Annotated in this window: 20 protein-coding genes; 17 read left to right on the top strand and 3 right to left on the bottom strand. The window is 72.6% G+C overall.

Features of this window, described 5'->3' with window-relative positions:
* Positions 1 to 75: 75 nt before the first annotated feature.
* From AB0Q90_RS24410 to AB0Q90_RS24370, 9 genes are all read left to right on the top strand, one after another.
* The gene (locus AB0Q90_RS24410) at positions 76 to 588 is read left to right on the top strand and encodes a hypothetical protein (protein WP_363161480.1); all 513 of its coding nucleotides are present in this window, start codon (positions 76 to 78) and stop codon (positions 586 to 588) included.
* A gap of 393 nt (positions 589 to 981) precedes the next feature.
* The gene (locus AB0Q90_RS24405; protein ID WP_363161479.1) at positions 982 to 3,090 is read left to right on the top strand and encodes a hypothetical protein; all 2,109 of its coding nucleotides are present in this window, start codon (positions 982 to 984) and stop codon (positions 3,088 to 3,090) included.
* 85 nt (positions 3,091 to 3,175) lie between these two features.
* Complete coding sequence (gene pelF, locus AB0Q90_RS24400; protein WP_363161478.1) at positions 3,176 to 4,666, top strand: GT4 family glycosyltransferase PelF; 1,491 nt, start codon at positions 3,176 to 3,178, stop codon at positions 4,664 to 4,666.
* Entirely contained in the window at positions 4,663 to 6,018 is a 1,356-nt protein-coding gene (locus AB0Q90_RS24395; protein ID WP_363161477.1) for a hypothetical protein, read from the top strand. Before pelF ends, AB0Q90_RS24395 begins: the two co-directional genes overlap by 4 nt.
* A gap of 49 nt (positions 6,019 to 6,067) precedes the next feature.
* Entirely contained in the window at positions 6,068 to 7,069 is a 1,002-nt protein-coding gene (locus tag AB0Q90_RS24390; RefSeq protein WP_363161476.1) for a GDP-mannose 4,6-dehydratase, read from the top strand.
* 22 nt (positions 7,070 to 7,091) lie between these two features.
* The gene (locus tag AB0Q90_RS24385; protein WP_363161475.1) at positions 7,092 to 7,805 is read left to right on the top strand and encodes a nucleotidyltransferase family protein; all 714 of its coding nucleotides are present in this window, start codon (positions 7,092 to 7,094) and stop codon (positions 7,803 to 7,805) included.
* A 7-nt stretch (positions 7,806 to 7,812) separates the two neighbouring features.
* Positions 7,813 to 8,706: an NAD(P)-dependent oxidoreductase gene (locus AB0Q90_RS24380; protein WP_363161474.1), complete on the top strand. Its 894-nt coding sequence runs from the start codon at positions 7,813 to 7,815 to the stop codon at positions 8,704 to 8,706.
* Positions 8,703 to 9,365 (top strand): spherulation-specific family 4 protein, encoded by a 663-nt coding sequence (locus AB0Q90_RS24375; RefSeq protein WP_363161473.1) that lies wholly within the window; start codon positions 8,703 to 8,705, stop codon positions 9,363 to 9,365. The genes AB0Q90_RS24380 and AB0Q90_RS24375 overlap by 4 nt, the downstream gene beginning before the upstream one ends.
* Positions 9,362 to 10,210, top strand: coding sequence for an endo alpha-1,4 polygalactosaminidase (locus AB0Q90_RS24370; RefSeq protein WP_363161472.1), 849 nt, complete (start codon positions 9,362 to 9,364; stop codon positions 10,208 to 10,210). The genes AB0Q90_RS24375 and AB0Q90_RS24370 overlap by 4 nt, the downstream gene beginning before the upstream one ends.
* A gap of 12 nt (positions 10,211 to 10,222) precedes the next feature.
* Here the strand turns inward: AB0Q90_RS24370 and AB0Q90_RS24365 are convergent, their stop codons facing one another.
* Positions 10,223 to 10,939, bottom strand: a complete 717-nt coding sequence (locus tag AB0Q90_RS24365) for a GntR family transcriptional regulator (RefSeq protein WP_363161471.1) — start codon at positions 10,937 to 10,939, stop codon at positions 10,223 to 10,225.
* 168 nt (positions 10,940 to 11,107) lie between these two features.
* Here AB0Q90_RS24365 and AB0Q90_RS24360 point away from each other — a divergent pair, with 168 nt between their 5' ends.
* From AB0Q90_RS24360 to AB0Q90_RS24340, 5 genes are read left to right on the top strand one after another with little or no spacing between them, the layout of a single operon-like run.
* Positions 11,108 to 12,109 carry a BMP family protein gene (locus AB0Q90_RS24360; RefSeq protein ID WP_363161470.1) on the top strand — a complete coding sequence of 334 codons (1,002 nt, stop codon included), beginning with the start codon at positions 11,108 to 11,110 and terminating at the stop codon, positions 12,107 to 12,109.
* Positions 12,106 to 13,776, top strand: a complete 1,671-nt coding sequence (locus AB0Q90_RS24355) for an ATP-binding cassette domain-containing protein (RefSeq protein ID WP_363161469.1) — start codon at positions 12,106 to 12,108, stop codon at positions 13,774 to 13,776. The genes AB0Q90_RS24360 and AB0Q90_RS24355 overlap by 4 nt, the downstream gene beginning before the upstream one ends.
* 44 nt (positions 13,777 to 13,820) lie before the next feature.
* On the top strand, positions 13,821 to 14,894 hold the full coding sequence (locus tag AB0Q90_RS24350; RefSeq protein WP_363161468.1) for an ABC transporter permease: 1,074 nt from the start codon (positions 13,821 to 13,823) through the stop codon (positions 14,892 to 14,894).
* Positions 14,891 to 15,814, top strand: coding sequence for an ABC transporter permease (locus tag AB0Q90_RS24345; RefSeq protein WP_363161467.1), 924 nt, complete (start codon positions 14,891 to 14,893; stop codon positions 15,812 to 15,814). The genes AB0Q90_RS24350 and AB0Q90_RS24345 overlap by 4 nt, the downstream gene beginning before the upstream one ends.
* 34 nt (positions 15,815 to 15,848) lie before the next feature.
* Positions 15,849 to 16,844, top strand: coding sequence for an ornithine cyclodeaminase family protein (locus AB0Q90_RS24340; RefSeq protein WP_363161466.1), 996 nt, complete (start codon positions 15,849 to 15,851; stop codon positions 16,842 to 16,844).
* A 64-nt stretch (positions 16,845 to 16,908) separates the two neighbouring features.
* On the opposite strand, the gene AB0Q90_RS24335 is transcribed toward AB0Q90_RS24340, so the two are convergent.
* Entirely contained in the window at positions 16,909 to 18,231 is a 1,323-nt protein-coding gene (locus tag AB0Q90_RS24335) for a cation:proton antiporter (protein ID WP_363161465.1), read from the bottom strand.
* Between the two features lie 31 nt (positions 18,232 to 18,262).
* Positions 18,263 to 20,611, bottom strand: coding sequence for an arylsulfatase (locus tag AB0Q90_RS24330; protein WP_363161464.1), 2,349 nt, complete (start codon positions 20,609 to 20,611; stop codon positions 18,263 to 18,265).
* A 196-nt stretch (positions 20,612 to 20,807) separates the two neighbouring features.
* Here AB0Q90_RS24330 and AB0Q90_RS24325 point away from each other — a divergent pair, with 196 nt between their 5' ends.
* From AB0Q90_RS24325 to AB0Q90_RS24315, 3 genes are all read left to right on the top strand, one after another.
* Positions 20,808 to 22,115, top strand: coding sequence for a hypothetical protein (locus tag AB0Q90_RS24325; protein ID WP_363161463.1), 1,308 nt, complete (start codon positions 20,808 to 20,810; stop codon positions 22,113 to 22,115).
* Between the two features lie 109 nt (positions 22,116 to 22,224).
* A complete protein-coding gene (locus AB0Q90_RS24320) occupies positions 22,225 to 23,154 on the top strand; it encodes a formylglycine-generating enzyme family protein (protein ID WP_363161462.1) in 930 nt (309 codons plus the stop codon).
* Positions 23,155 to 23,201: 47 nt separating this feature from the next.
* Positions 23,202 to 23,717, top strand: coding sequence for a molybdenum cofactor biosysynthesis protein (locus AB0Q90_RS24315; RefSeq protein WP_363161461.1), 516 nt, complete (start codon positions 23,202 to 23,204; stop codon positions 23,715 to 23,717).
* The last annotated feature ends 7 nt before the right edge of the window (positions 23,718 to 23,724 follow it).

Below are 23,724 nucleotides of genomic sequence, written 5' to 3'. Positions count from 1 at the left end.
TCCCAGTTGGCGCCCCGCGGTGCAGACGACGCGCCCGGCGCCTGCCTAGCCTCCCGGGCCATGCGATCACCTCTGATGAGACGTCTCGGTCTCGCCGCAGCCCTCGGTCTCCTGCTCGCCGCGTTCGGCCTGGCGCCCGCCGCGAGCGCGGCCGAACCGGCCCCCGCCACCCTGACGTTCAGCACCGACAGCGCGACCACCACGCCCGGCGGCACGGTGAACCTGTCGATGACGCTCACCAACAACGCCACCTACGACATCTGGTTCGTGTACCAGACCATCGACCCCACCTGGCTGACCACCCAACGACCCGACCTGAAGTACAGCTTCACGTCCTGCGCGCTGGCCACGGCCGCGGGCAGCACCCCCTGCTCCGGCACCGGCCCGGCCAACCTGGGCCCGAACTACGGCGCCACCGTCCCGCCCGGCCAGAGCCGCACCGTCACCCTGACCCTCCAGGTCGCCGCCGACTCCGGCTGCAACGGCAACATCGGGTTCTACTCGTACTTCTACGCCGAGTTCAGCAACAGCACGAGCGTCAGCGGCGGCCCGGTCCACACGCCCGAGACGCGCGTCCTGTGCGCCTGACGGAGCCGAGGGTCCCGGCGTGACCTGAAACCGGTCTGCGATCGGCAGCATCGAGTGGTCCAGACCACCGGCAGTTGCACCGGCGGGCCGCAGCCGCCCGCCGGTGCACGGGTGAGGCCCCGGCCTGCACTCCAGGCTCCGACCGCCCCGGGCCCCACCCGACCGGTGGTCGTCCGCAACCGATCAATTCCCGCTCGATCACGACCTGTTGGACACCTGCGCTTTTCCGTCATGTTTCGCAGGACGACCACGAAAGCTACACAGAGACACCACCATGTGACGCGACGGATGCGACGCCGACCGGCTTCCGAGGGGGGTTCGGCGTCGCCCGAGGGGGTGCGTCCGCTCCATGCGAGCTGTACCCACCCCTGCCCGGGGAGGGGACAAAACCGCATGAAGCGGATCTTATGCACCACTGCACTCACGGTGGGTGCAGTCATCGCCGCGCTCGGCCTTCCGGCCGGCGCGGCCCAGGCCGACAGCACGCCCCGCATCGATCTGCGGGTCCTGGTCGTGAGCGACGGCGGCCCGTCCACCGACGCCATAGCGGCCGAACTGGACACGGCAGGCACGCCGTACACCGAGATCGACCTGACCGCGGCCGGCCGGCCGGTGATCGACGCGGAGCTGCTCGCGGACACCGTCGACGGGCGGCCGCGGGCCAAGTACCAGGCGGTCGTGCTGCCCAACGACAACCCGTTCGCGGCCGGTTCCGCCGAGATGGCGGCCCTGGTGGCCTACGAGCAGACCTACGGCATCCCGCAGGTCGACGCCTACACCTACGCGCGCCCCGAGGCGGGCCTTCAGTACCCCGACTACTCCGGGAGCCTGGACGGAGTGCGGGCCGAGGTGACGGACGCCGGGCGGGCGGGCCCCTTCGACTACCTCGACGGCGCGGTCCCCTTCGAGGACAACTCCCCGTCCGTCGGCGAGAGTTACGCCTACCTATCGACACCCGTCGCGGGCGCGGAGTTCACGCCCTACGTCGACGCCGCGATCCCCGGCTCCGCGCAGCGCGGCTCCTTGGTGGGCGAGTACCGGCACGACGGGCGCCGCGAGCTCGTCGTCACGTTCGTCTACAACCAGTACCAGCAGCAGTTCCGGCTGCTGGCCCGCGGCATCGTGGAGTGGATGACGGGCGGGGTCCACCTGGGCGCGTCACGGAACTACTTCGCCGTGCACGTCGACGACGTGTTCGCCGCCGACGACCGCTGGAACTCCGAACTGAACTGCACGCCCGGCGACGTGGACTGCCCGGAGGGCGCGGGCACACCCGACCCCATCCGGATGACGCCCGAGGACGTCGACCTCGCCACCGCCTGGCAGGACAGCCACGGCTTCACCCTCGACATGGTCTACAACGGCGCCGGCAGCGTCGATCACCGCGAGGACAACGACGGGGCCGACCCGCTCGCCGACAAGCTCGTCGCCGACCGGTCACGCTTCCGCTGGATCAACCACACGTACACGCACGCCTTCCTCGGCTGCGAGCAGGACACCACGGTCGTGCCGTGGCGGTGCGCCACCGAAACCGACGGCAGCGTCCGCTGGGTGAGCCGGACGGCCGTCGCCGACGAGATCGCCACCAACCGGGCGTGGGGAGAGAACGCCGGACTGCCCCTGGACAACGACGAGTTGGTCACCGGGGAACACTCCGGGCTGAAGGTGCTGCCGCAGCAGCCCGACGACAACCCGAACCTGGCGCTCGCCCTGGCCGACACCGGCATCACCTGGCTCGCCTCGGACAACTCCCGGGATCCGCAGCAGCGGCAGGTCGGCCCGTCGACCACCGTGCCCCGCTACCCGATGAACGTGTTCTACAACGCGGGCCGGGCGGCCGAGCAGGTCGACGAGTACAACTGGATCTACACGAGCCGCGCCCAGGGCGGCAGCGGCATCTGCGAGGACAACCCGGCCACCTCCACCTGTCTGACGGAGCCGCTGGACACCGCCACCGGCTACGCCGATTACATCGTGCCGCTGGAGACCGCCACGGCCCTCGGCCATGTCCTCTCCAACGACCCCAAACCGCACTTCATCCACCAGTCGAACCTCGCCGAGGACCGCATCGCCTACCCGGTGCTCAACGGCGTCCTCGACGGCTACGACGCGCTGTTCGCCGCCAACACGCCCGTGGTGAACCTGCGGATGAAGACCATCGGCGCCGAACTGCAACGGCGTGCCGCCTGGAAGACGGCGGTTGAGGACGGCCGGGTGAGCGCCTACCGGATCGCGGACACCGTGACCGTCGAGGCACCCGAAGGCGTCGCGGTCACCGCGACCATGCCCACCGGAACCACGCTGGCCGGAGCCGCGTTCGGCGAGGCCTACGCCGGTGAACGGTCCGGCTGGACCGCCTCGACCGGCGCCCCGCTCACCCTCGCCCTGCCGTCCTCCGCGACGCAGGCGCCCACCACCACCGCCGAACCGGCGCCGGTCACGGACCCGGCGCCCACCACCCGGATCCCGGAAGGGACGAGAGAGCACACCGCGGCGAACTGAACGGCGCACCGACCGACGGTCCCGGCCGCCCACGCGCGGCCGGGACCGGCACGACCACCCCACACCTCGGCCGTGGAGCACATCGATGCACGTTCACCCCGACGCGCGCCGCTCCGGCGCGACGCGCGTCACCCTGCTCACCGAAGGCACCTATCCGCACAGCCACGGAGGCGTCAGCGTCTGGTGCGACCAGCTCGTCCGTGGCATGCCCGACCTGCACTTCGACATCGTCGCCGTCACCGGCACCGGACATGAACCCGTCGTATGGGAGCTGCCCGCCCATGTGTCCCGCGTCTGGTCCGTCCCGATGTGGGGCGCACCACCGCAGGGCAACCCGCCCCGAGGACGGGCCCGCAACCGCCTCGCCCAGGCCTACGAGCGGTTCCTGACCGCGCTCCTCGACCCGTGCGCCGAGGACGGCTTCGCGCCCGCCCTGGCCACGCTCGCGCGGGCCGCGGCGGACGGCACGCTCAGCCCCTTCCTCCGCGGTGACCGGGCCGTCTCCGTGCTCGCCTCGGTGTGGAACCGGCCGGGGCTGGTCGTGCGGGAGGCGCGGCCCACGCTGCACGACGCGCTGACCGCCACCGCACTGCTGGAGCACGCGCTGCGCCCGCTCGCCGCTCCAGTGCCCACCGACGGGGTGACACACGCGGTGAGCGGCGGCGTCGCCGTACTCCCTGGGCTGGCGGCGCTCGAACGCCACGGCGTTCCGCTGCTGCTGACCGAGCACGGCGTCTATCTGCGCGAGCGCTATCTCGGCTACCGCACGGCCCCCTACCGCTGGCCGGTGAAGGCGGTCGTCCTGGGCTTCTTCCGGCTGCTGGCGGAGGAGACCTACCGGCGGGCCGCCCTGATCACACCGGGCAACCGCTACAACCGCCTGTGGGAGGAACAGGGCGGTGCCGCGCCGGAGTCGATCCGGACCGTCTACAACGGCGTCGATCCGGCCGCGTTCCCGCCCGCCGGCCCCGAACCCGAGGTACCCACCCTCAGCTGGGCGGGGCGCGTCGACCCGATCAAGGACCTGGAGACTCTCATCCGCGCCTTCTCCCTCGTCCGGGAGCGGCAACCCGAGGCGCGGCTGCGGCTGTTCGGCGGCACACCGCGCGGCGGGGAGGCGTACCGGGACAGGTGCCAGGCGCTGGCCGCGGAGCTGGGGCACGCGGACGCCGTCACCTTCGAGGGCCGGGTCGACGACATCAAGGACGCCTACGCGGCCGGCAACGTGGTGATGCTCTCCAGCATCAGCGAGGGCTTCCCGTTCACGCTGATCGAGGCGATGTCGTGCGGGCGGGCCACGGTCTCCACCGATGTCGGCGGGGTCCGCGAGGCCGTCGGCGACACCGGGCTCGTGGTGCCGCCCCGGGATCCGGCCGCGATGGCGGCCGCCGCGCTGGAGCTGCTGGGCGACCCCGGGCGGCGTGCGGCGATGGGCGAGGCGGCGCGGCTGCGGGTGATCGAGCAGTTCACACTGCGCCGGACCATCGACACCTTCCGCGCGATCTATCAGGAGCTGCGCAACCCGGTTCCGGTCGTACCGGACCTCCCGGCCCCGGCAAGGAGCCTGGCCGTATGAGCGGGCCGATGGCACTCGAACCGCGGGGTGCGGAAGAGGAAACGCTCGCGCTCCGGCTGGCCGGGCCCTACCTGGGTCTGCCACGGCACGCAGGGCAGCAGGCCGACGTGGACCGTCTGGCCGCCGAGCTCGCCGACCGCATCGGACCGGCCGTCCATCCCTACGAGGTGGCCGCCCTGTTGGAGTCGGAGGGACTGACCGCCGCGGTGGTCCAGGAGCGGTACGGGCAGCCGGACATCTTCGCGCTCGCCTCCGCCCTGTACGAACGGGTGCCGCGGACGTTTCCCGAGCCCGCGCCGGCGGCCGATCCCTGGCGCCCGGACCATGTGCGCTGTCTGCTGCGCGGGGTGCTCTTCGCGCTGCCCGGACTCGCCTATCTGCTCGCCGCTCCCCTGTGGCACACCGCCCGCCACGCCACCGCGCTGATCGTCGCGGGACTCGTCTCGTGGGCGTGGGGACAGGCACTCGGGCACCGGGCCCATCTGCGGATGGCGACGGGCCGCCGGGAGGCCGGCCGGACGCTGCTGACGGGCGCCCCGCTCGGTGCCGCCGCGGCGACGGCCTGCGCGGCGCTCGCCGCGCAGGGCGGCCCGGTGACCCTGGTGGCGGCCGCGCAGTCGGTCTATCTGGCCGCGGCGGGTGTGCTGCTGGTGCTGGGCGGGGAGTGGCTGCTGCTGGCGGCGCTGACTCCCCTGGTCGCCGGTTCCGCCGTCCTGCCCTGGTGGGAGCCGGGGCCGGTGCTGCGGGCCGGGCTGCCCGCGCTGGCGCTGCTCGCGACGCTCGCCGTCACCGGATACACGCTGCGGGCCGCCCTCGCCACGCCGTCCGCGCCCGGCGCTCCCCCGCCACCACGTCACCGGTCCCTGCCGTACGGCCTGTTCGGGCTGGCGGCCGGGATTCTGGTGCTGCTGGAGGGGCGGCGGCATCCGTACGCGGTGATCGTGCTGACGGTGTCGATGGGGCCCGCCGAGTGGCTGCTGTACCGGTTTCGCGGGCTGTCGGTGGATGCGCTGCGGGCGGCCGCGACGCCGGTCGCGTTCCTGTGGCGCTCGGCAGGCGTCCTCGGCATCTGTGTGTTTGGGTATCTGTTGCCCCTGGTGCCCGCGGCCCTGCTCACCGGCAGCGACCCGCAGGCGCTGCTGCCGCTCGCGGCCACCCTGTGGACGGCCCTGCTGCTGCAGGCGTTCGGTACGGCCTGGCCGCCGGCCGTGATCTGTCTGCTCGCCGCCGCGGGCGCCGCCACCGTCACGCTGCTGGATCTGCCCGCGCTCCCCCTGTGCTACGGGGTCGCGGCGCTCTGTCTGACCGTATGCGCGCTGTGGACGCTCGGCCGGCCCGCCCCGCACGTCTGAGCCGGCCCGCGCCCCCGAGCACCTCCAACCAACCGGAAGGACCCCTGAGTTGACCTCCGCACCGCTCGCCGCCGTCACCGGGGCCGAGGGCTTCATCGGCTCCCATCTCACCGAGGCGCTGATCGCCTCCGGCCACCGCGTCAGGGCGATGGCCCAGTACAACTCCTTCTCGTCCTACGGATGGCTGGAGACCCTGCCGTCCGACGTCCTGGACCACGTCGAGATCGTCCTCGGCGACGTCCGCGACCCCGGCTCGGTCCGCGCTCTGCTGGAGGGCGCCGACTGCGCGTACCACCTGGCCGCCCTCATCGCGATCCCGTACTCCTACCAGGCACCGCACAGTTACGTGGACACCAACGTCACCGGCACCCTCAATGTGCTGGAGGCGGCCCGCGCCCTGGGCACGCCGCGGCTGGTGCACACCTCTACCAGCGAGACGTACGGCACCGCGCAGACCGTGCCGATCACCGAGGACCATCCCATCAACACACAGTCCCCGTACGCCGCTTCGAAGGCGGGCGGGGACCGGCTGGCCGACAGCTACCACGCCAGTTTCGGCACCCCGGTGGTGACGCTGCGGCCGTTCAACACCTTCGGCCCGCGCCAGTCGATGCGGGCGGTGATCCCCACCGTCATCGGCCAGGTCGCGGCCGGCGCGCGCACCATCACCCTCGGAGATCTGCGCCCCACCCGGGACTTCACCTTCGTCAAGGACACGGCGCAGGCGTTCCTCGCGGTGGGCACCGCGCCCGCGGAGCGGGTCGTGGGCCGCACGTTCAACGCCGGGACCGGCGGCGAGATCTCGGTCGGCGACCTGGTCGCGCTGATCGGCAAGGTGATGGACACCGCGCTCGACGTACGCGAGGACACCGCACGTCTGCGGCCCGCCGCCTCCGAGGTGATGCGGCTGGTCGCCGACGCGAGCCGGCTGCACACGGCGACCGGCTGGCAGCCCGCGCACACCCTGGAGGAGGGGCTCGCCCGCACCGTGGAGTTCTTCCGCGACCCGGCCAACCTGGCCCGCTACAAGACCGGCATCTACAACATCTGACCCCCCACAAAGGAGCAGTCCCATGCACGCAGTGATCCTCGCGGGAGGCAAGGGCGTCCGGCTGCGCCCCTACACCACCGCCCTGCCCAAGCCGCTCGTGCCCATCGGCGACCAGCACGCGATCCTCGAAATCGTGCTGCGCCAGCTCTCGGCGGCCGGTTTCACCCACTGCACCCTCGCCATCGGACACCTCGGGGAGATCATCCGCGCCTACGTCGGCGACGGCTCCCAGTGGGGCATGAACGTCGACTACGCCACCGAGGACAGCCCCCTCGGCACCATGGGCCCGCTGCTGTCCTTACGCGACCGACTGCCCGAGAACTTCCTGGTGATGAACGGCGACGTCCTCACCGACCTCGACTACGCCGACGTCCTGCACAGGCACCGGCAGTCGGGCGCGCCGCTGACCATCGCCACGTACGTGCGCAAGGTGCACATCGACTTCGGGGTGCTGACCACCGACGCCAGCAAGGTGGTGGCGTTCACCGAGAAGCCGAGCATGGACTACCGCGTCTCCATGGGCGTCTACGGGCTGTCGCGCGCCACGCTCGACGCCTACACCCCGGGGCTGCCACTGGGCTTCGACGAACTGGTCCTGGACCTGCTCGCGAGCCAACAGCCGCCGCACGCCTACGAGTTCGACGGCTACTGGCTGGACATCGGCCGCCCCGACGACTACGACCGGGCCAACGCCGAGTTCACCAGCCGCAAGTCCCTTCTGCTCAAGGGAGCCTGAGCACCGCATGCGCATTCTCGTCCTGGGCTTCACCGGCTATCTGGGCGGTCATGTCGTCGAGCGGCTGCGTGCCCTGCCGGGCACGCAGGTGCTCGGCGGCGGCCGCTCCCCCGACGCCGACCACCGCATCGACCTCGCCTGCGCCGACCCGGAACGGCTGGCGAAGACGCTGGAGTCGGCGGCGCCCGACGCGGTGGTCAACTGCGCGGGCGCGACCGGCGGTGACGCCGTCACGCTCGCCGAGGTCAACGCCCGCGCCCCTGCCGTGCTGTGCGCGGCGCTGCGGGCGGCGGCACCGGCCGCACGGCTGGTCCATCTGGGCTCGGCCGCCGAGTACGGCCCCGGCGTCCCGGACGTCCGGGTGACGGAGTCGGCCGCCACCAGCCCCGTCGGCCCGTACGGCGCGACCAAGCTCGCGGGCACGGCCGCGGTGGCCGCCTCCGGCCTGGACTCGGTCGTGCTCCGGGTGGGCAATCCCGTCGGCCCCGGGGCCCCGGCGACCGGGCTGCCCGGCCGGGTCGCCGCCCTGCTGCGCGAGGCGGGCCCCGATCCGGAGGCGGTGCTCAGGCTCGGCGATCTGTCGGCGTACCGCGACTTCGTCGACGTACGCGATGTGGCGCGCGCCGTGGAGCTGGCGGTCGGCCGGCCGGGACCGCTGCCGTCCGTGCTGAACATCGGCGGCGGATCACCCGTGCAGGTACGTGAGTTGGTGCGCCTGCTCGCCGATCTGGCCGGCTTCCGCGGCCGCGTCGAGGAGACCGCACCCAGCTCCGCCCGCTCGGCACAGGTGTCCTGGCAGTGCTCGGACGTCTCGGCCGCGTACCACGCCCTCGACTGGCGCCCGACGCGCACGCTGGAGGAGTCACTGACCGCGCTCTGGAAGGGCGGTCGGGCGCCGTGAGCCTGCTGATTCCGCTGTACGTCCATCCGGCCGAGGATCCCGGTGCCTGGCACCGGCTGATCTCGGGCGTCGCGCGCACCTACGCGGTGATCCTCAACCCGGCGAGCGGTCCGGGCGCGGAGCCCGACCCGGCGTTCACGGCCGCGGCCGAGGCCCTGCGCGCGGCGGGTGCCCGGGTGCTGGGCTACGCGGACACGGACTACGGGGCGCGCGAGCCGGCCGAGGTCGTCGACGAGGTGCGCCGGCACCGGGACTGGTACGCGGCCGACGGCTGCTTCCTGGACCGGGTGCCGGCCTCACCGGACAGGCTGGCGGGCTGCCGGAGGCTGGTGCGGTCGGTGCGCCGGCTGGGGGCCTCCACCGTGGTCATGAACCCGGGCGTCCACCCGGCGCCGGGCTACGTCCGGCTGGCCGACCTGACGGTCACCTTCGAGGGGCACTGGTCGACGTACGTCTCGGCGTTCAGCCGCCCGGCGTGGACCGCGCGGCATCCGCCAGAGCGGTTCTGCCATCTCGTCTACGGTGTGCCAAAGGCGCTCGTCCCGCTGGCCGTGCGGACGGCACACGAACGCGGTGCGGCGGTGTCGGGGCCCGTCACGGGTGAACAGCCCAACCCCTGGACCGAGTTGACCCCCGCACTGACCGGAGCACAGCGATGAGGAATGCCGTGCGGGCGGGAGCCGCCCTGCTGACCGCACTCGCCCTCACGGGGGTTGCCGGGTGCTCGGGAAACGGGGACGCGGCGCCGACAGGGGCGGGCACGTCGTCGGCGGCGCCCGCGTCCGGATCGGGCGCGGCGCCGTCCGCGCGTTGGCGGCCGCGTCCCGGGCTGGCCTGGCAGTGGCAGCTCGACGGGCGGGTGGACCCTTCGGTCGACGTGCCGGTCTACGACATCGACGGTTTCGAGAACTCCCGGGCGGACGTGGCGCGGCTGCACCGCGACGGACGCAAGGTGATCTGTTACGTCAACGTCGGGGCCTGGGAGGACTTCCGGCCCGACAAGGACGCGTTCCCCGCCTCCGTGCTCGGACGGCCCAACGGCTGGAAGGGCGAGCGCTGGCTGGACATCCGCCAGGTGTCCGCGCTCCGGCCGGTCATGGAGCGGCGGTTCGACATGTGCCGGGACAAGGGCTTCGACGCCGTGGAGCCGGATCTGATGGAGGGGTACGGCAACGACACCGGCTTCCCGCTCACCGCGCGGGACCAGCTCCGGTACAACCGGATGATCGCGGAGATCGCCCACCGGCGGGGCCTGTCCGTGGGGTTGAAGAACGACCTGCCTCAAATCCCGCAGCTGGTTCGGTACTTCGACTTCGCGGTGAACGAGGAGTGCGCCCAGTACGACGAGTGCGCGCAGCTGACTCCGTTCGTCGCGGCCGGCAAGGCGGTCTTCCATGTGGAGTACGCCGAACCGACCGCCGAGTTCTGCCCGGAGTCCCGCCGTCTGAAGCTGTCGTCGATGCGCAAGAAGCTGGAACTCGGGGTGTGGCGCAGGCCCTGCTGACGGCCCGGGCCGTCACCGCTTTCGCCTGCGGCGCATCGCGACGGCCTCGGGGTCGATCTCCGGCAGGGACCACTCGGCCGCGAGGGCGACGCTCAACGCGCGCCCCGCGGCCACGTGGTCGTGGGCGAGTGAGGCGGCCCGGTCGGCGTCCCCGGCCGCGATGGCCTCGTGCAACTGCTCGTGTTCGGCGCACTGTTGGCCCGGGTCGCGCTGGGCGGTGAGCCGGAAGAGCCAGTGGGTGCGTGCCTCCAGCGGGCGCATCATGCCGGTCAGCAGCGGATTGGCGGCAAGGTCGACGATGTCGTTGTGGAAGCCCGCATTGGCGGCCGCGATGGCGTCGCGGTCACCCGCGCGAGTGGCGGCGCGGGCGCTGTCGAGGCGGGCCGCGAGACGGTCGAGGCCAGGACGGTCGGCGCGTTCGGCCGCCAGCCGGGCGGCCAGGGACTCCAGTGATTCGCGTACGTCGAACAGGTCGCGGACGTCGGCCGGGGTGAACGGCGCGACCAGGGCGCCCCGGTGCGGGACGAGGAGGACGAGGCCGTCGGCCTCCAGCAGCCGCAGGGCCTCGCGCAGGGGGATGCGGGAGACCTCCAGTTCGGCGGCGAGGTCCCGCTCCACCAGCCGTTGTCCGGGCTGGAGTTCGGCCTCCACGATCCGACGGCGCAGCGAGTCGTACGCACGCTGACGCAGGGAGCCGCGCGGCTCGGCGGCCGGCTGGGCTGCGTTCACCAGAGGTTTCCTCCACTTTCCGGGGCTGCCCACTCTAGGCGGCGCTCGCGGAGACGCGGCGAGTGCTAACCGCGCCCTAACACCGGTGAAACAGAGGGCTCGGACACTGATGCCACTTAACGGTATACCAGTAAATGGCTCACGGGCCCTGTCCCCCGGAGGCTCCCAGTGGCGTACTCCCCCATCCACCGATCCCTGACCTGCGCGGCGGCCGTCGGCACGCTGGTCGCCCTGTCCGGCTGCGGCGACTCCTCGTCCGGCGCCGCCGACGCGAGCGGACTGAAGGTCGGCGTGCTCTTCCCCGGCTCGCTCTCCGACGACGGCTTCATGGAGTCGGCGTACCGCGGCTACCAGCGCGCCGCGAAGCGGCACGGCGGCACGATCAGCTTCAGCAAGGTCGAGCAGGTCGCCCCGGCCGACTACGAGCAGGCGCTGGTGCGCTTCGCCACCGGCTCCGACCTCGTCATCTCGCTCGGCGGCCAGACCGACGCGGCCGTACGCAAGGTCGCCGCCCGCTTCCCCAACGTCAGGTTCGCCGAGATCGGCGGCCCGGCCGACGCCAAGCCGCTGGCCAACCTCGCGCTCTACGACCCCCAGCAGGCCGAGGGCGCCTACCTCGCGGGCGCCGCCTCCGCGCTGCTCTCCAAGACGAAGAAGGTCGCCTTCGTCGGCGGCGCCGAGCTGCCCGCCATCGTCAACGCCGCCGAGGAGTACGAGAACGGCGCCCGGGCGGCCGACCCGGAGGTGAAGGTCCTCGCACCGCAGTACGTGGGCGACTTCAACGACGCGGCCAAGGGAAAGCAGTCGGCACTGGCGGACTACGGGGCCGGGGCGGACGTCCTCGGCCAGATCCTCAACCTGGGGCACAGGGGCGTCGCCCAGGCAGCCACGCAGAGCGGCACCACGCTGATCGGCGGGCCCATCGCCCACGACTGCTCCGCCGACCCCGCCTACGCGGGCTATGTCGAGACGGACATCGGCGCGGAGATCGAGTACGCCGCCGACCAGCTCGCGGCCGGCACCTGGAAGGCCGAGGCGGTCCGTTTCGGGCTCACCTTCGAGGAACCGCACAACGACATCGTGCTGTGCGGCAGCCCCGATCCCGCGGTCGGCAAGAAGCTCGACGACCTCAGGGCGAAGATCGTGTCCGGGGAGATCACGACCCGATGAGCACGACGGTTCCCGCGCTGGAAGTACGCGGCCTCGCCAAGGCGTTCGGCGCGGTACGCGCGCTCGACGGCGTCGACCTCGTGGTCCCGCCCGGCAGCGTGCACTGCGTCCTGGGCGAGAACGGCGCCGGCAAGTCGACCCTGTGCCATCTGATCGGCGGGGGCCTCACGGCGGACGACGGCTCGATGCGGCTGTATGGCCGCCCCTACGCGCCGCGCCGCCCCGCCGACGCCCTCGCCGCCGGGATCGCCATGGTCCATCAGCACTTCAGTCTCGTCCCCACCCTGACGGTGGTCGAGAACCTACGGCTGCTGCGGCTGCCCGACCTACCGGCCCGTCTGGACCGGGTGGCGCGGGAGTACGGCCTGTCCCTGGATCTGGACGCGCGGATCGACGCGCTGCCGGTCGGGCTGCGCCAGCGCGTGGAGATCGTCAAGGCGCTGCTGCGGGAACCGCGGCTGCTGCTCCTCGACGAACCGACCGGCGTCCTGGACCCGGCGGGCGTCGACGCCCTCCTCACCACCTGCCGACGCATCGCCGACGCGGGCGGTGCGGTGGTCCTGGTGACCCACAAACTCGGCGAGGTCGCCCGGGCCGGAGACGCGGCCACCGTCCTGCGGGGCGGCCGGGTCGCCGGCGGCGGACCGCTGACCGAGCTGCCTGCCGAGCGTCTCGTACCGCTGATGATCGGCCGGTCGGCAGACGGACTGGACCCTGCGCTGTCGGGCACGATCGGGCTCGGGGCGGGGCGCTCGGGCGACGGCGACGGCGACGGCGACGGCGACGGCGACGGCGACGAGCAGGGGATGACGGACGGGCTGGATACGGTCCGGCCCGGAACGACGCGTCTCGCCACGGGTCCCCGCGACCGGACACCTGCCCTCCGCCTGCGCGGCATCACCGTGCGCCGCGCCGACGGCACACCCGCGCTCGACGACGTGTCCCTCGACGTCGCCGCGGGCGACATCGTGGGCGTCGCCGGGGTCGAGGGCAACGGGCAGAGCGAGTTGATGGCCGTGATCGGGGGTTCGCTCGCCGCCCAGGCCGGGACCGTCGTCGTGGGTGGTGTGGACGTCACCGGGGCGGCGCCGCGCCGGCGGTCCCTCGCCGGGCTCGGAGTGGTGCCCGAGGACCGGCACCACGAAGGGTGCGTGGCCGAGCTCTCCGTCGCGGAGAACCTGTTCCTCGGGCGGCTCGACCGCTTCCGACGCGGCCGGGTGTTCCTGGACCGCCGTGCCCTGGGCCGGGCCGCCGAGGGTGTGATCGCCGAGCACGGCATCCGCGTCGACGGCCCGGACGCCCCGATGGCGTCGCTGTCGGGTGGCAACCAGCAAAAGGTGGTCCTCGCCCGGGAGTTGGCCCTGGACCCGCTGACCTGTCTCGCCGCCGCACAGCCCACCCGTGGTCTGGACGTCGGCGCCGTGGACGCCGTGCACCACCGGATCCGCGAGGCGGCCGCGCGCGGGGCCGGTGTCCTGGTCGTCTCGTCCGAACTGGACGAACTCCTCGCCCTGTGCGACCGGGTGGCCGTCGCCTACCGCGGCCGTCTGTCCGAGCCCGTGTCCGCGGACGCGCCGGATGCGCGGAAGCGGGTCGGCCGTCTGATGCTCGGCGCCGGAACGGTCGCGGACCCGGAGCCCTCGGCCGTGCACGCGACCGGCGCCTGAACCCTCGTACCCCCTCCCCCTCCCCCCTCACCCCGAGGACCCCCATGACCGCATCCCTGGCGCCCCCGCGCCCTCGCCTCCGGCATCCCCTGTCCCTCGCTCTCCTGGCCGCCGTGGCCGCAGGCGGTGTCGGCGTGCTGCTCGTCGTCGCCGCGGGCGCCGCTCCCACGGCCGCCTGGGCTGCCCTCGACGAGGGCATGTTCGGTTCGCCCTACTCGGTGGGCAGCTCCCTGAACTCGGCCGCCGTACTCGCCCTGATCGCCACCGGGTTCACCGTCGCGCACCGGGCCGGTCTGGTAAACGTCGGCGGAGAGGGGCAGCTGTGCGCGGGCGGTCTCGCTGCCGCCGCCACCGGCCTGGCCCTGCCCGCGCAGGTGCCCTCCGCGATCGGTGTGCCCCTGATCCTGCTGGCCGGTTTCGCCGCCGGAGCCGCCTGGGCCTCGGTCGCAGGCGTGCTGAAGACTCGGCGCGGCACCAGTGAGGTCATCACGACGCTGCTGCTCAACTTCGTGGGCGCAGGCGCGGTGTCCGTCGCCGTGCACGAGGAAGGACTGCTGCGTCAGCCCGTGACGTCGTCGGAGACGCTCCCGCAGTCCGCACCGCTGCCGGCGGGGGCGCAACTGCCGCTGGTGGCCGGGGTGGAGTCGCCCGCGACGGCGATCGTCGTGCTGGCGGTGGTGGCGGTCGTCGTGACCGGCGTCGTTCTGCGAGGCACCGCGGTGGGGCTGAAGCTGAAGTCGGTGGGCCACTCCCCCGCGGCCTCCGCCCGGCTCGGACTGCCGGTGGAGCGCTTGCAGGAGGGCGGACTCGCGGTCGCCGGCGGGCTGGCCGGGGTGGCGGGCGCGTGCCTCGTCGCCACGGCTCCGTACGTGCTCGCGGAGCACTTCTCCTCCGGATACGGCTTCTCCGGGCTGGTCGTAGGGCTGCTGGCCCGTGGCTCGCTCGTCGCGGTAGCGGCCGTGTCCCTGCTTCTCGGCTTCCTCAACAGCGGCGGAATCAATCTGCAGTTGGCGGCGGGGGTGCCCGCCTCCTCCGTGCAGATCGTCCAGAGCGTCCTGGTGCTGCTCATCGCGGCCGCCATGCTGTGGAGCAACCGGCGTCACCGGAGCGGCTCATGAGCGCCGTGGTCGACGAACTCGCCGCGGGCGGCGTGCGGTTGGCGATTCCACTGCTGCTGGCCTCGGCCGGGGAACTGCTCAGTGAGCGTGCGGGCGTACTGAACCTGTCGGTGGAAGGGATGATGCTCACCGGCGCGTTCGCGGGCGCAGCGGGCGCGCTGGCCTCGGGCAGCGCCGCCGTCGGGGTGTGCGCCGCGCTGGCCGCGGGTCTGCTGGTCGCCCTGGTCCAGGCGGTGCTCAGCGTCGCCCTGCGCGCCGACCAGATCGTCACCGGCATCACCCTCAACGCGCTCGCGCTGGGTGCGACGACGTATGCGGCGCGGCTGCTGTTCGGCGACGGTGACGCGGATGCGGTGCCCGGCTTCGATCCGTTGCCGGTGCCGGGGCTGCACGAGCTTCCGGTGGTCGGCCCGGCCCTGTTCGAGATGACCGCGCTCGGCTACGCGGCCTGCGCCGTCACGGTCGTCCTGGCCGTGGGATGCACTCGGCGGACCCCCTGGGGCCTCGCCGTCGACGCGGTGGGCGAGGACGCCACGACCGCCGACCGCTGCGGTCTGCCGGTGCGGGCGATCCGCTGCGCCACGGTGCTGGTGACGGGGGCCGCCTCGGGCCTGGCCGGCGCCCAGCTCGCCCTGTCCGAGGTGCACGGCTTCAGCGACAACATCACGGCGGGGATCGGATATCTCGCGGTCGTCGCGGTGATCGCGGGCCGCTGGCGGGCCTGGCCGACCGTCGTGGCGTGTCTCTTCTTCGGTGTGGCGCAGGCGTTGCAGTTCGCGGCGCCCGCTCTCGGCCTGCATGTCTCCGCGCCGCTGCTGACCACGCTGCCGTACCTGTTCGCGCTGCTCGCCGTGAGCGGACTGGTCGGGCGCAGCCGGGCCCCGGCCGGGCTCACCGTGCCGTTCGCGCGCAGCAGTTGACCCCGTCGCCCGTACGTACTGGAGTCCAGCCACGATGACCTTGATCCTGACCCGTTCCGACATCCACGGCCTGCTCGCGGACGCCACCGCCGCGGTCGAGGCGGCCGTGGAACAGGCCCACCGGGACCTCGCCCTGGGCCTGGCCGCGCTGCCCGCTCCCCCGGCGATGGGCGTGCCGGACTCGGACGGCACCTTCCTCGCCATGGCCGCCGCCTCCGGCCCTGCCGGTCTGGCCGCGGTGAAGCTGCTGGCCGACCTGCCCGCCAACCGGGAGCGCGGGCTGCCCGTGCAGCGTTCGGCGGTGCTGGCCGTGTCGGCGGAGTCGGGCGCCGTGGAGGCGGTGCTGGACGGCGCCGTACTGACCCGGGTCCGTACGGCGGCGGCCACCGCGGTCGCCACCCGAGCCCTGGCCCGGCCCGGGGCCCGGGTGCTGGGCCTGATCGGAACAGGACCGCTGGCCCGGGCCCACGCCCGCGCGCTGCACACGACCAGGGACTGGGACCGGGTGGTGCTGTGGGGACGAACGCGGCAGCGGAGCGCCGAACTGGCCGCCTGGATCTCGGCCGAACTGGGCCTGGACGCGGTCCCGGCGGCCGACCCGCGGGCCGTGACCGAGGAGGCCGACGTCCTGTGCACACTGACCCCGTCACGTGAACCCCTGGTCAGGGGCGCCTGGCTGACGCCGGGTCAGCACATCAACGCGGTCGGCGCGCCACCGCGCCCGGACCACCGGGAGATCGACACCGACGGCGTCGTGCGGTCCCGGATCGTCGTCGATTCCTTCACCACGGCGCGCCACAAGTCCGGCGAGGTCCTCGTCCCGCTCGCCGAAGGAGCGTTGACCGAGGACGACTTCCGCGCCGAGTTGGGTGCGGTGCTGACCGGCCGGGTCCGGGGCCGTACCTCGGACGAGGACATCACCCTGTTCGACTCTGTCGGCGTGGGGATTCAGGATCTGGCCGTGGCGCGGCTGCTGATCGATCTGGCGCGGAAGGAGGGGGCGGGGACCCGGATCGATCTCACGGCGTGACCGGCGCTCACAGCGGACCGCCGGTCTCCGCAGGGCCGACGGCCTGATCGGCGCCTCCGCCGGCTCACCGCGGGGGCTGCCCGCCCGGCCGGCCGCGCCCCGGTACCTCGGGCACCGCCGGCACGGGCATGCCCTCGCGCAGCTCACCGCGGGCGCTCGCGGCGGCCCGCTCGTGCCAGGCGCCGTACCTGTCGGCCAGCCCCACGGCAGAGACACCGTGCAGCAGCACGCTGAGGCCCACCGTGACCGCCACGACCTCACCCAGGAGCTGAACCCCGGCCACGGCCGTGTCCTCCCCCACCACGAGCAGTCCCAGGACGACGGACGCCAGTCCGCGTGGCCCGAACCAGCCGATGTACGCGACGGTCGGCGGCCGCAGGCCGCTGCCGGCGAGCGCGAGCGCCACGGGCACCATCCGCACGACGGTGAGGCTGAGTGCCGCATACCCGACGATCCGCCAGCTGAGATGCTCCAGCGCCGGGCCGAGCAGCACCGCTCCGAAGAGCATGAGGCTGACCGAGGCCAGAAGCCCGCCGAGTGTCTCGGTGAAGTCGGCCGTGTCATCGGTGCTCGGTTTCCCCTCGACCGGGAACCGACGCAGGACGACTCCGAAGGCGAAACCGGCGACCCAGGCGGCGATGAAGCCGCTGCCGTCCACCACCACCGCGAGCCCGTACGACGCCGCCGCGACGGCCGGGACGAAGAGCATGCGCCACTCCCGGTCGACCCACCCCTTGCCCCGTGCCGCCTGCAGCAGCCGGCCGCCGATCACGCCGACCGCCAGGCCGATGACGCTGCTCAGCAGCAACGCCTGCCAGAAGGCGCCGGCCACCCCGTCCTCGGAGGCGGCCGTGCCGGGGATGGCCGCCAGGAACAGGACGAAGAAGGGCAGCACCATGCCGTCGTTCAGTCCGCTCTCGACATTCAGACCTTGCCGTACCAGCGGGGGAACCCGCGGGCTGGACATGGCGGTCTTGCCCAGAGCCGCGTCGGTGGGGGCGAGGATCGCGGCGACGAGCGCGAGTTCCCACACGGTCAGCCCCGGGAGCAGCGGCCAGGCGAGCAGCCAGCCCGCCCCGATGGTCAGCGGCAGGCCGATGCCGAGGAGACGGCCGGGCAGGAAGCCGCCGGTGCGCAGGTCCCGTCTGTGGACGGTCATGGCATCGGTGAACAGCACCAGGGTCAGGGCGGCCTCCAGCAGGGCGACGATCAGCTCGGAGTCATGGGCGAGGTCGACGATGTCCAGCCCCAGCGGGCCGATGAGCATCCCCGCGCCGACGAAGACCATCGCCGACGAGACCGGCGTCGACGACAGCCGCCGTGACCCCAGGGCATACGCGGCCGTGACACCCGCCACGGCCACCACGGGCCACGCGCCACCGCTCATCCAGGCCCCTCCGCCCTCCGGTCCGTTGCGTCTAGTCGCGCATGAACGCGCCCGTGGCCTCCTTCTCGGCATCGGCGAAGGGCTGTCCGCTTACGTCGACCAGCACGTGCCGGATGCTGCCGCCGTCGAACGCGAACGGTGGGGCGTAGTCGTCGGACACCGGCTGGCCGCTGTCACGGCCGACGCACAGCCCCTCCCCGACCAGCGAGAACATCCCGGGCTGGGTCCTGATGTGGATCTGCCCGACCTCGCGGTCGTCCGCCCGCAGGGTGAGGGTTCCCTCCGCCATCGGCCCCGCGCCGTCCTCGGGGGTGAAGGACGCGGAGAGGATGTGGTCGCCGACGGTCACCGGCTCCTGGGAGGTCACCTTCTGCTCCAGCTGCCCGAGCCAGTTGTAGACGTAGTGCAGCCGCTCGTCCTGGAGATACAGGCTGTGGCCGCCGAACCGGCCGCCGTGGGCGAACAGGACGCCGTGCGCGTCGGGCGTGTCCAGGTGCACGTCCGCGGCGATGGTGTAGGAGCGTCCGCGGATGCTGACGGCCACCGACTCGGGGACGTCCGCGCAGTCGGGGTAGTACAGGTAGCGCTCGCGGGGCCGGGCGAGCTGCGGCCGCGGCGAGGTCATGATCTCGACCGCACCGCGGTCGTCCAGCGGGAAACCGTTGTACTTCTCCGCCTCCCGCGCCCACAGTTGCTTGAGCTCGGCCACCTTCTCGGGATGCTCCGCCGCGAGGTCGCGATTCTCGGAGCGGTCCTCGCGCAGGTGGTACAGCTCCCAGACGTCCTCGTCGTAGCGCCCCCAGCCGGACGGGGCCGGCGGGTGCATGGCCGTGGCGTGCCAGCCCTCGTGCCAGATCCCGCGGGAGCCCAGCATCACGTAGAACTGGGTCGAACGCGGGTCCGGCGCCCGGGCGTCCTCAAGGACCGGGCGGAAGCTCGCTCCTTCGATCGGGCTCTGCCGGTGGCCCTTGACGGTCTCGGGCGGCTCGATGCCCAGCAGGTCGTACAGCGTGGGAACGATGTCGATGGCGTGCACGTACTGGTGCCGTACCTCGCCCGCGGCCTTCAGCCCGGCCGGCCAGGACACCACCATCGGGTCGGCGACGCCGCCCTCGTACGACGCCCACCGCTTCCAGTACTTGAAGGGTGTGTCGAAGGCCCATGCCCACCCGGTCGGGTAGTGGTTGTAGGTGGTCGGGCTGCCGAGTTCGTCCAGCCGCCGGATGTTCTCCGCCATGTCGTCGGGCACACCGTTGAAGAAGTTGTTCTCGTTCAGGGAGCCGTTGGGGCCGCCCTCGCCGCTGGCCCCGTTGTCCGAGACGACCACGACGACGGTGTTGTCGAGCTGCCCGGAGTCCTCCAGGTAGTCCAGTACGCGGCCGAGCTGGGCGTCGGTGTACGACACGAATCCGGCGAACACCTCGGCCATGCGGACGAAGACACGCCTCTCGTCGTCGGACAGGGAGTCCCAGGGGCGCACGAACTCGCCGGGCGGCCAGGGCTTGCCGCCCGGGCCGAGCACATCGGGTTCACCGTGCGGATTGATCGGCGTGAGTTCGGTTCCCTCGGGCATGATGCCCATCGCGATCTGGCGCTCCAGCGTCATCCGGCGGTAGACCTCGTACCCGTCGTCGAACACGCCCCGGTACTTGTCCGCCCACTCCTTGGAGACGTGGTGCGGCGCGTGCCCGGCCCCCGGGCACAGGTAGGTGAACCAGGGCTTGTCCGGCGCGATGACCTTGGCGTCACGGATGAACTCGATGGTCCGGTCGGCGAGGTCCTTGGACAGGTGATAGCCCTGCTCAGGGGTCAGTTCCACCTCGACGTGGTGGTTGTCGTAGACCAGGTCCGGGTAGTACTGGTCGCTCTCGCCGCCGAGGAAGCCGTAGAACCGTTCGAAGCCTCGGGAGAGCGGCCAGTGCCGTTTGGAGGAGGCCATGTTCTCCTCCTCGGCCGGGCACAGGTGCCACTTGCCGATGCAGTAGGTGTTCCAGCCGCGTTCGACCAGTACCTCGGCGATGTTGGCGTTCTCGGCCGGGGTCCTTCCGTTGGAGCCGGGGAAGCCGCTGGTGGCCTCGGTGACGCAGGCCATTCCGTTGCTGGTGGCGTTGCGGCCGGTCATCAGACACGAGCGGGTCGGTGAACACAGCGCCGTCGTGTGGAAGTTGGTGAAGCGGACGCCCGCGTCCGCGACGCGGCGCATGGCGGGCGCCTCGACGAGCCCGCCGAAGAGGTCCAGCGTTCCGAACCCGACGTCGTCCCAGACCAGGTAGAGGACGTTGGGCGCCCCGTCCGGCGCCTCCGGTTGCTTGTACGGATCCCAGTCAGGCACCGAGTCGCGGATGTCCTGCGCGATTCTCCCCCGGAACGGAACGGCCATGGCAGCCTCCTCGGATCATGGGTCCGCCGTCTTATCGCACCAGGGCCCGGCCGGCCTGACTTCACCCGTTCGGGGTGGTTGCCCGTACCGTCCCCGGCCGCGCGACGGCTCCTGACCCGTACGGCCCAACCGGGCGCGCGGTTTCAGCGCCCGGCGGCGGAAATGGAGGCAGGCCCCTACACCTTACGGAGCACCGATGACCAGCCAGCAGGAACCACCCACGGGTGACTCGGCGGGCCCGAAACACGGCTCAGCGGCGGGCAGATGGGCACGGAGCGTCTCTTCGGCGGTTCTCCTGGTCCTCACCTGCATCCTCGTGCCGGTCGCGCTGCTCACGGTGTGGGTGCACGACATCGCCCTCGACACCGATCGGTATGTGGAGACGGTCGCCCCGCTCGCGAGCGATCCGGACATCGAGGCGGCGGCCGTCAACCGCATCACCAAGGCCGCCGACGTACGAGTCGACGGGCCTCAGGTCGCGGCGGACATCTCCACCTGGCTGCAGAGCGAGGGCCTGCCGCCCCGCGCCGCGGACGCGGTGAAGAAGCTCGGGCCCCAGCTCGACTCGGCCGTCGACGGTGCCGTCGAGAAGGTCGCCACCCGATTCGTGGAGAGCGACCGGTTCGAGAAGGTCTGGACGACCGCCAACCGGACGGCTCACAGCGCGGTGGTGCACGCCCTGACCGGTGAGGGCCGTGGCGCGGTCGGCGTGGACGAGGGCACGGTCACCCTCGACATCGGTCAGGCCGTGGAACGCGTCAAGGAAGACCTGGTGGACGCGGGCCTGGAACCCGCGAGCAAGATCCCGGACGTCAACAAGCAGATGGTGCTCTTCCAGTCCGACAAGCTCGACCAGATCCGCGACTTGGCGCACGCCCTGGACGTGGTGGGCAACTGGTTCCCCGTACTGGTGGTGCTGCTCGGCGCCGTCGGCGTGCTCCTGGCCCACAAGAGGCGGCGGGCGCTGGCGCGCACGGGACTGGGAGCGGCGTTCGCCTGTCTGATCATCGTCATCGGCCTGGTGATCGCGCGCCGCTACTACCTCGACCACCTCCCGTCGCAGATCCAGTCGGAGGCCGCCGCGGCGTCCGTGTTCGACACGCTGCTGCACTTCCTGCGGGTCGCTCTGCGCACGGCGATCGTGCTCGGCGTCGTCATCGCCCTGGGCGCCTATCTGATCGGCCCCGGCCGACTGCCCGTCGCGGTACGGGGAGCGGCGGAGCGCTCCGCGGACTCGGCCGCCACCTGGGGATACGCCCACCATGTGCGGACCGGCCGGGCCGGCGTGTGGACCCAGGCGAACCGGCGGTGGATCACTCTCGGCGCCCTGCTGATCGTGGCCCTGCTCTTCGCACTGTGGAACCATCCCACCGCCCTGACCATCCTGCTCCTGGTACTGATCCTGCTGGCCGTCCTCGCGCTGATCGCCCTCATGGCGGCGAGCGGCCGCGCCACGACCGACGCCGAAGGCCTGACCCCGGCGCGTCCGGAGGGCGAGGCCTGAACGATCCGGCGCGCCGTTCCGCCTCACCCGCGACGGGTGAGGCGGAACGGCGCGCCGCAGGTGAACGGTGCGAAGGCCACTCGGGTGATGTCAAAGGAGATCCACGTCCATGACGCGAGACGTGCCCAGCTGCTGCACACCCGGGCGCCACTCCGCACCGCCGGACCGGACGGCTCACCGGCCCGCCCACTCACCGCAGGACGGCGGCCCCGGCGACGGCGAGCGGCTGATCCGCCTGGACGGCGGCTGGTTCACCATGGGCTCCGACGACGTGCACGCCTACCCGGCGGACGGCGAAGGGCCGGTGCGCCGCGTGCGCGTCAGCCCCTTCGCGATCGACCCGCACTGTGTGACCAACGAGCGCTTCGCCGCCTTCGTGGCGGCCACCGGGCATGTCACCGACGCCGAGCGGTACGGCAACTCCTTCGTCTTCGGCGGGCTCCTGCCCGAGGACTTCCCACCCACCCGGGCGGTCGCGGCCGCACCCTGGTGGCGGGAGGTCCTGGGTGCCGACTGGCGGCACCCGGAGGGCCCGGAGTCGGACCTGGCCGGGCGCGAGCAGCACCCGGTCGTCCACGTGTCGTGGAACGACGCGATGGCCTACTGCGCCTGGGCCGGCCGACGACTGCCCACCGAGGCGGAGTGGGAGTACGCCGCCCGGGGCGGGCTGGAGGGCCGCCGCTTCCCGTGGGGCGACGAACTGCGTCCCGCGGGCCGCCACCGGATGAACGTCTGGAACGGAAGCTTCCCCGACCGCAACACCCTGGACGACGGCTACCTCGGCACCTGCCCCGTGGACGCCTTCGAACCCAACGGCTACGGGCTGCACAACATGACCGGCAACGTCTGGGAGTGGACCTCCGACCGGTTCCACCCCGCCGGGCCGTCGGACGGTACCGCCCGCGCCCTGCGCGGCGGCTCCTACCTCTGCCACGCCTCCTACTGCCGCCGCTACCGCGTCTCCGCCCGGATGCCGAACACGCCGGACTCCTCCACCGGCAACATCGGATTCCGCTGCGCACAGCCCGTCGGGCCGTAACGGAATCCCCCGCTCACCAGCAGGAGCGATGTCCTAGTGTGAGCGGCATGACCGAGGTGCGGATCCAGGTGGTGCAGTTGCTGGTGTCCCCCGTGCACCGACTCGCCGGGCGCCCCTCGGAGGGCCTCCCGGCCGAGCCCGCCGGCGAACTCGTGCGCCGGGTGGAGGTGCGCGAGGGACTCGGGCTGGTGGGCGACCGCTACTTCGGGCAGCGGGCCCACCGCGACGCCTCGGTCACCCTCATGTCCGCGGAGAACCTCCCCCTCGGCATCGACCCTTCCGTGGACCTGGGCCAGACCCGACGCAACGTCCTGCTCAGCGGCGTCGACATCGACGCCCTCGTCGGCTCGGTCGTCAGCCTGGACTGCGGCACGGGCCCGGTCACCTTCGCCCTCAACCGCCCGGCCCGCCCCTGCGCCTGGATGGACGTGACCATCGGCCCGGGGGCCCAGGGCGCCCTGCGCGGCAAGGGCGGTGTGCGGTGCACTCCCTTGACGGACGGGATGCTGACGGTCGGCGAGGCCACGTTCCGGGTGCTCGGCGAGTCCGGCACCGGCAGCTGAGCACAGG

This window comes from Streptomyces sp. NPDC079141 (genome assembly GCF_040686775.1).
Lineage (GTDB): Bacteria > Actinomycetota > Actinomycetes > Streptomycetales > Streptomycetaceae > Streptomyces.
This window is presented reverse-complemented; position numbering and strand designations above follow the sequence as displayed.

Coding starts and splice junctions, on each gene's coding strand:
- AB0Q90_RS24340 (WP_363161466.1), top strand. CDS start 15,849: ATGACCTTGATCCTGACCCGTTCCGACATCCACGGCCTGCTCGCGGAC.
- AB0Q90_RS24405 (WP_363161479.1), top strand. CDS start 982: ATGAAGCGGATCTTATGCACCACTGCACTCACGGTGGGTGCAGTCATC.
- AB0Q90_RS24350 (WP_363161468.1), top strand. CDS start 13,821: ATGACCGCATCCCTGGCGCCCCCGCGCCCTCGCCTCCGGCATCCCCTG.
- AB0Q90_RS24345 (WP_363161467.1), top strand. CDS start 14,891: ATGAGCGCCGTGGTCGACGAACTCGCCGCGGGCGGCGTGCGGTTGGCG.
- AB0Q90_RS24355 (WP_363161469.1), top strand. CDS start 12,106: ATGAGCACGACGGTTCCCGCGCTGGAAGTACGCGGCCTCGCCAAGGCG.
- AB0Q90_RS24410 (WP_363161480.1), top strand. CDS start 76: ATGAGACGTCTCGGTCTCGCCGCAGCCCTCGGTCTCCTGCTCGCCGCG.
- AB0Q90_RS24380 (WP_363161474.1), top strand. CDS start 7,813: ATGCGCATTCTCGTCCTGGGCTTCACCGGCTATCTGGGCGGTCATGTC.
- pelF (WP_363161478.1), top strand. CDS start 3,176: ATGCACGTTCACCCCGACGCGCGCCGCTCCGGCGCGACGCGCGTCACC.
- AB0Q90_RS24325 (WP_363161463.1), top strand. CDS start 20,808: ATGACCAGCCAGCAGGAACCACCCACGGGTGACTCGGCGGGCCCGAAA.
- AB0Q90_RS24385 (WP_363161475.1), top strand. CDS start 7,092: ATGCACGCAGTGATCCTCGCGGGAGGCAAGGGCGTCCGGCTGCGCCCC.
- AB0Q90_RS24315 (WP_363161461.1), top strand. CDS start 23,202: ATGACCGAGGTGCGGATCCAGGTGGTGCAGTTGCTGGTGTCCCCCGTG.
- AB0Q90_RS24320 (WP_363161462.1), top strand. CDS start 22,225: ATGACGCGAGACGTGCCCAGCTGCTGCACACCCGGGCGCCACTCCGCA.
- AB0Q90_RS24370 (WP_363161472.1), top strand. CDS start 9,362: ATGAGGAATGCCGTGCGGGCGGGAGCCGCCCTGCTGACCGCACTCGCC.
- AB0Q90_RS24330 (WP_363161464.1), bottom strand. CDS start 20,611: ATGGCCGTTCCGTTCCGGGGGAGAATCGCGCAGGACATCCGCGACTCG.
- AB0Q90_RS24395 (WP_363161477.1), top strand. CDS start 4,663: ATGAGCGGGCCGATGGCACTCGAACCGCGGGGTGCGGAAGAGGAAACG.
- AB0Q90_RS24335 (WP_363161465.1), bottom strand. CDS start 18,231: ATGAGCGGTGGCGCGTGGCCCGTGGTGGCCGTGGCGGGTGTCACGGCC.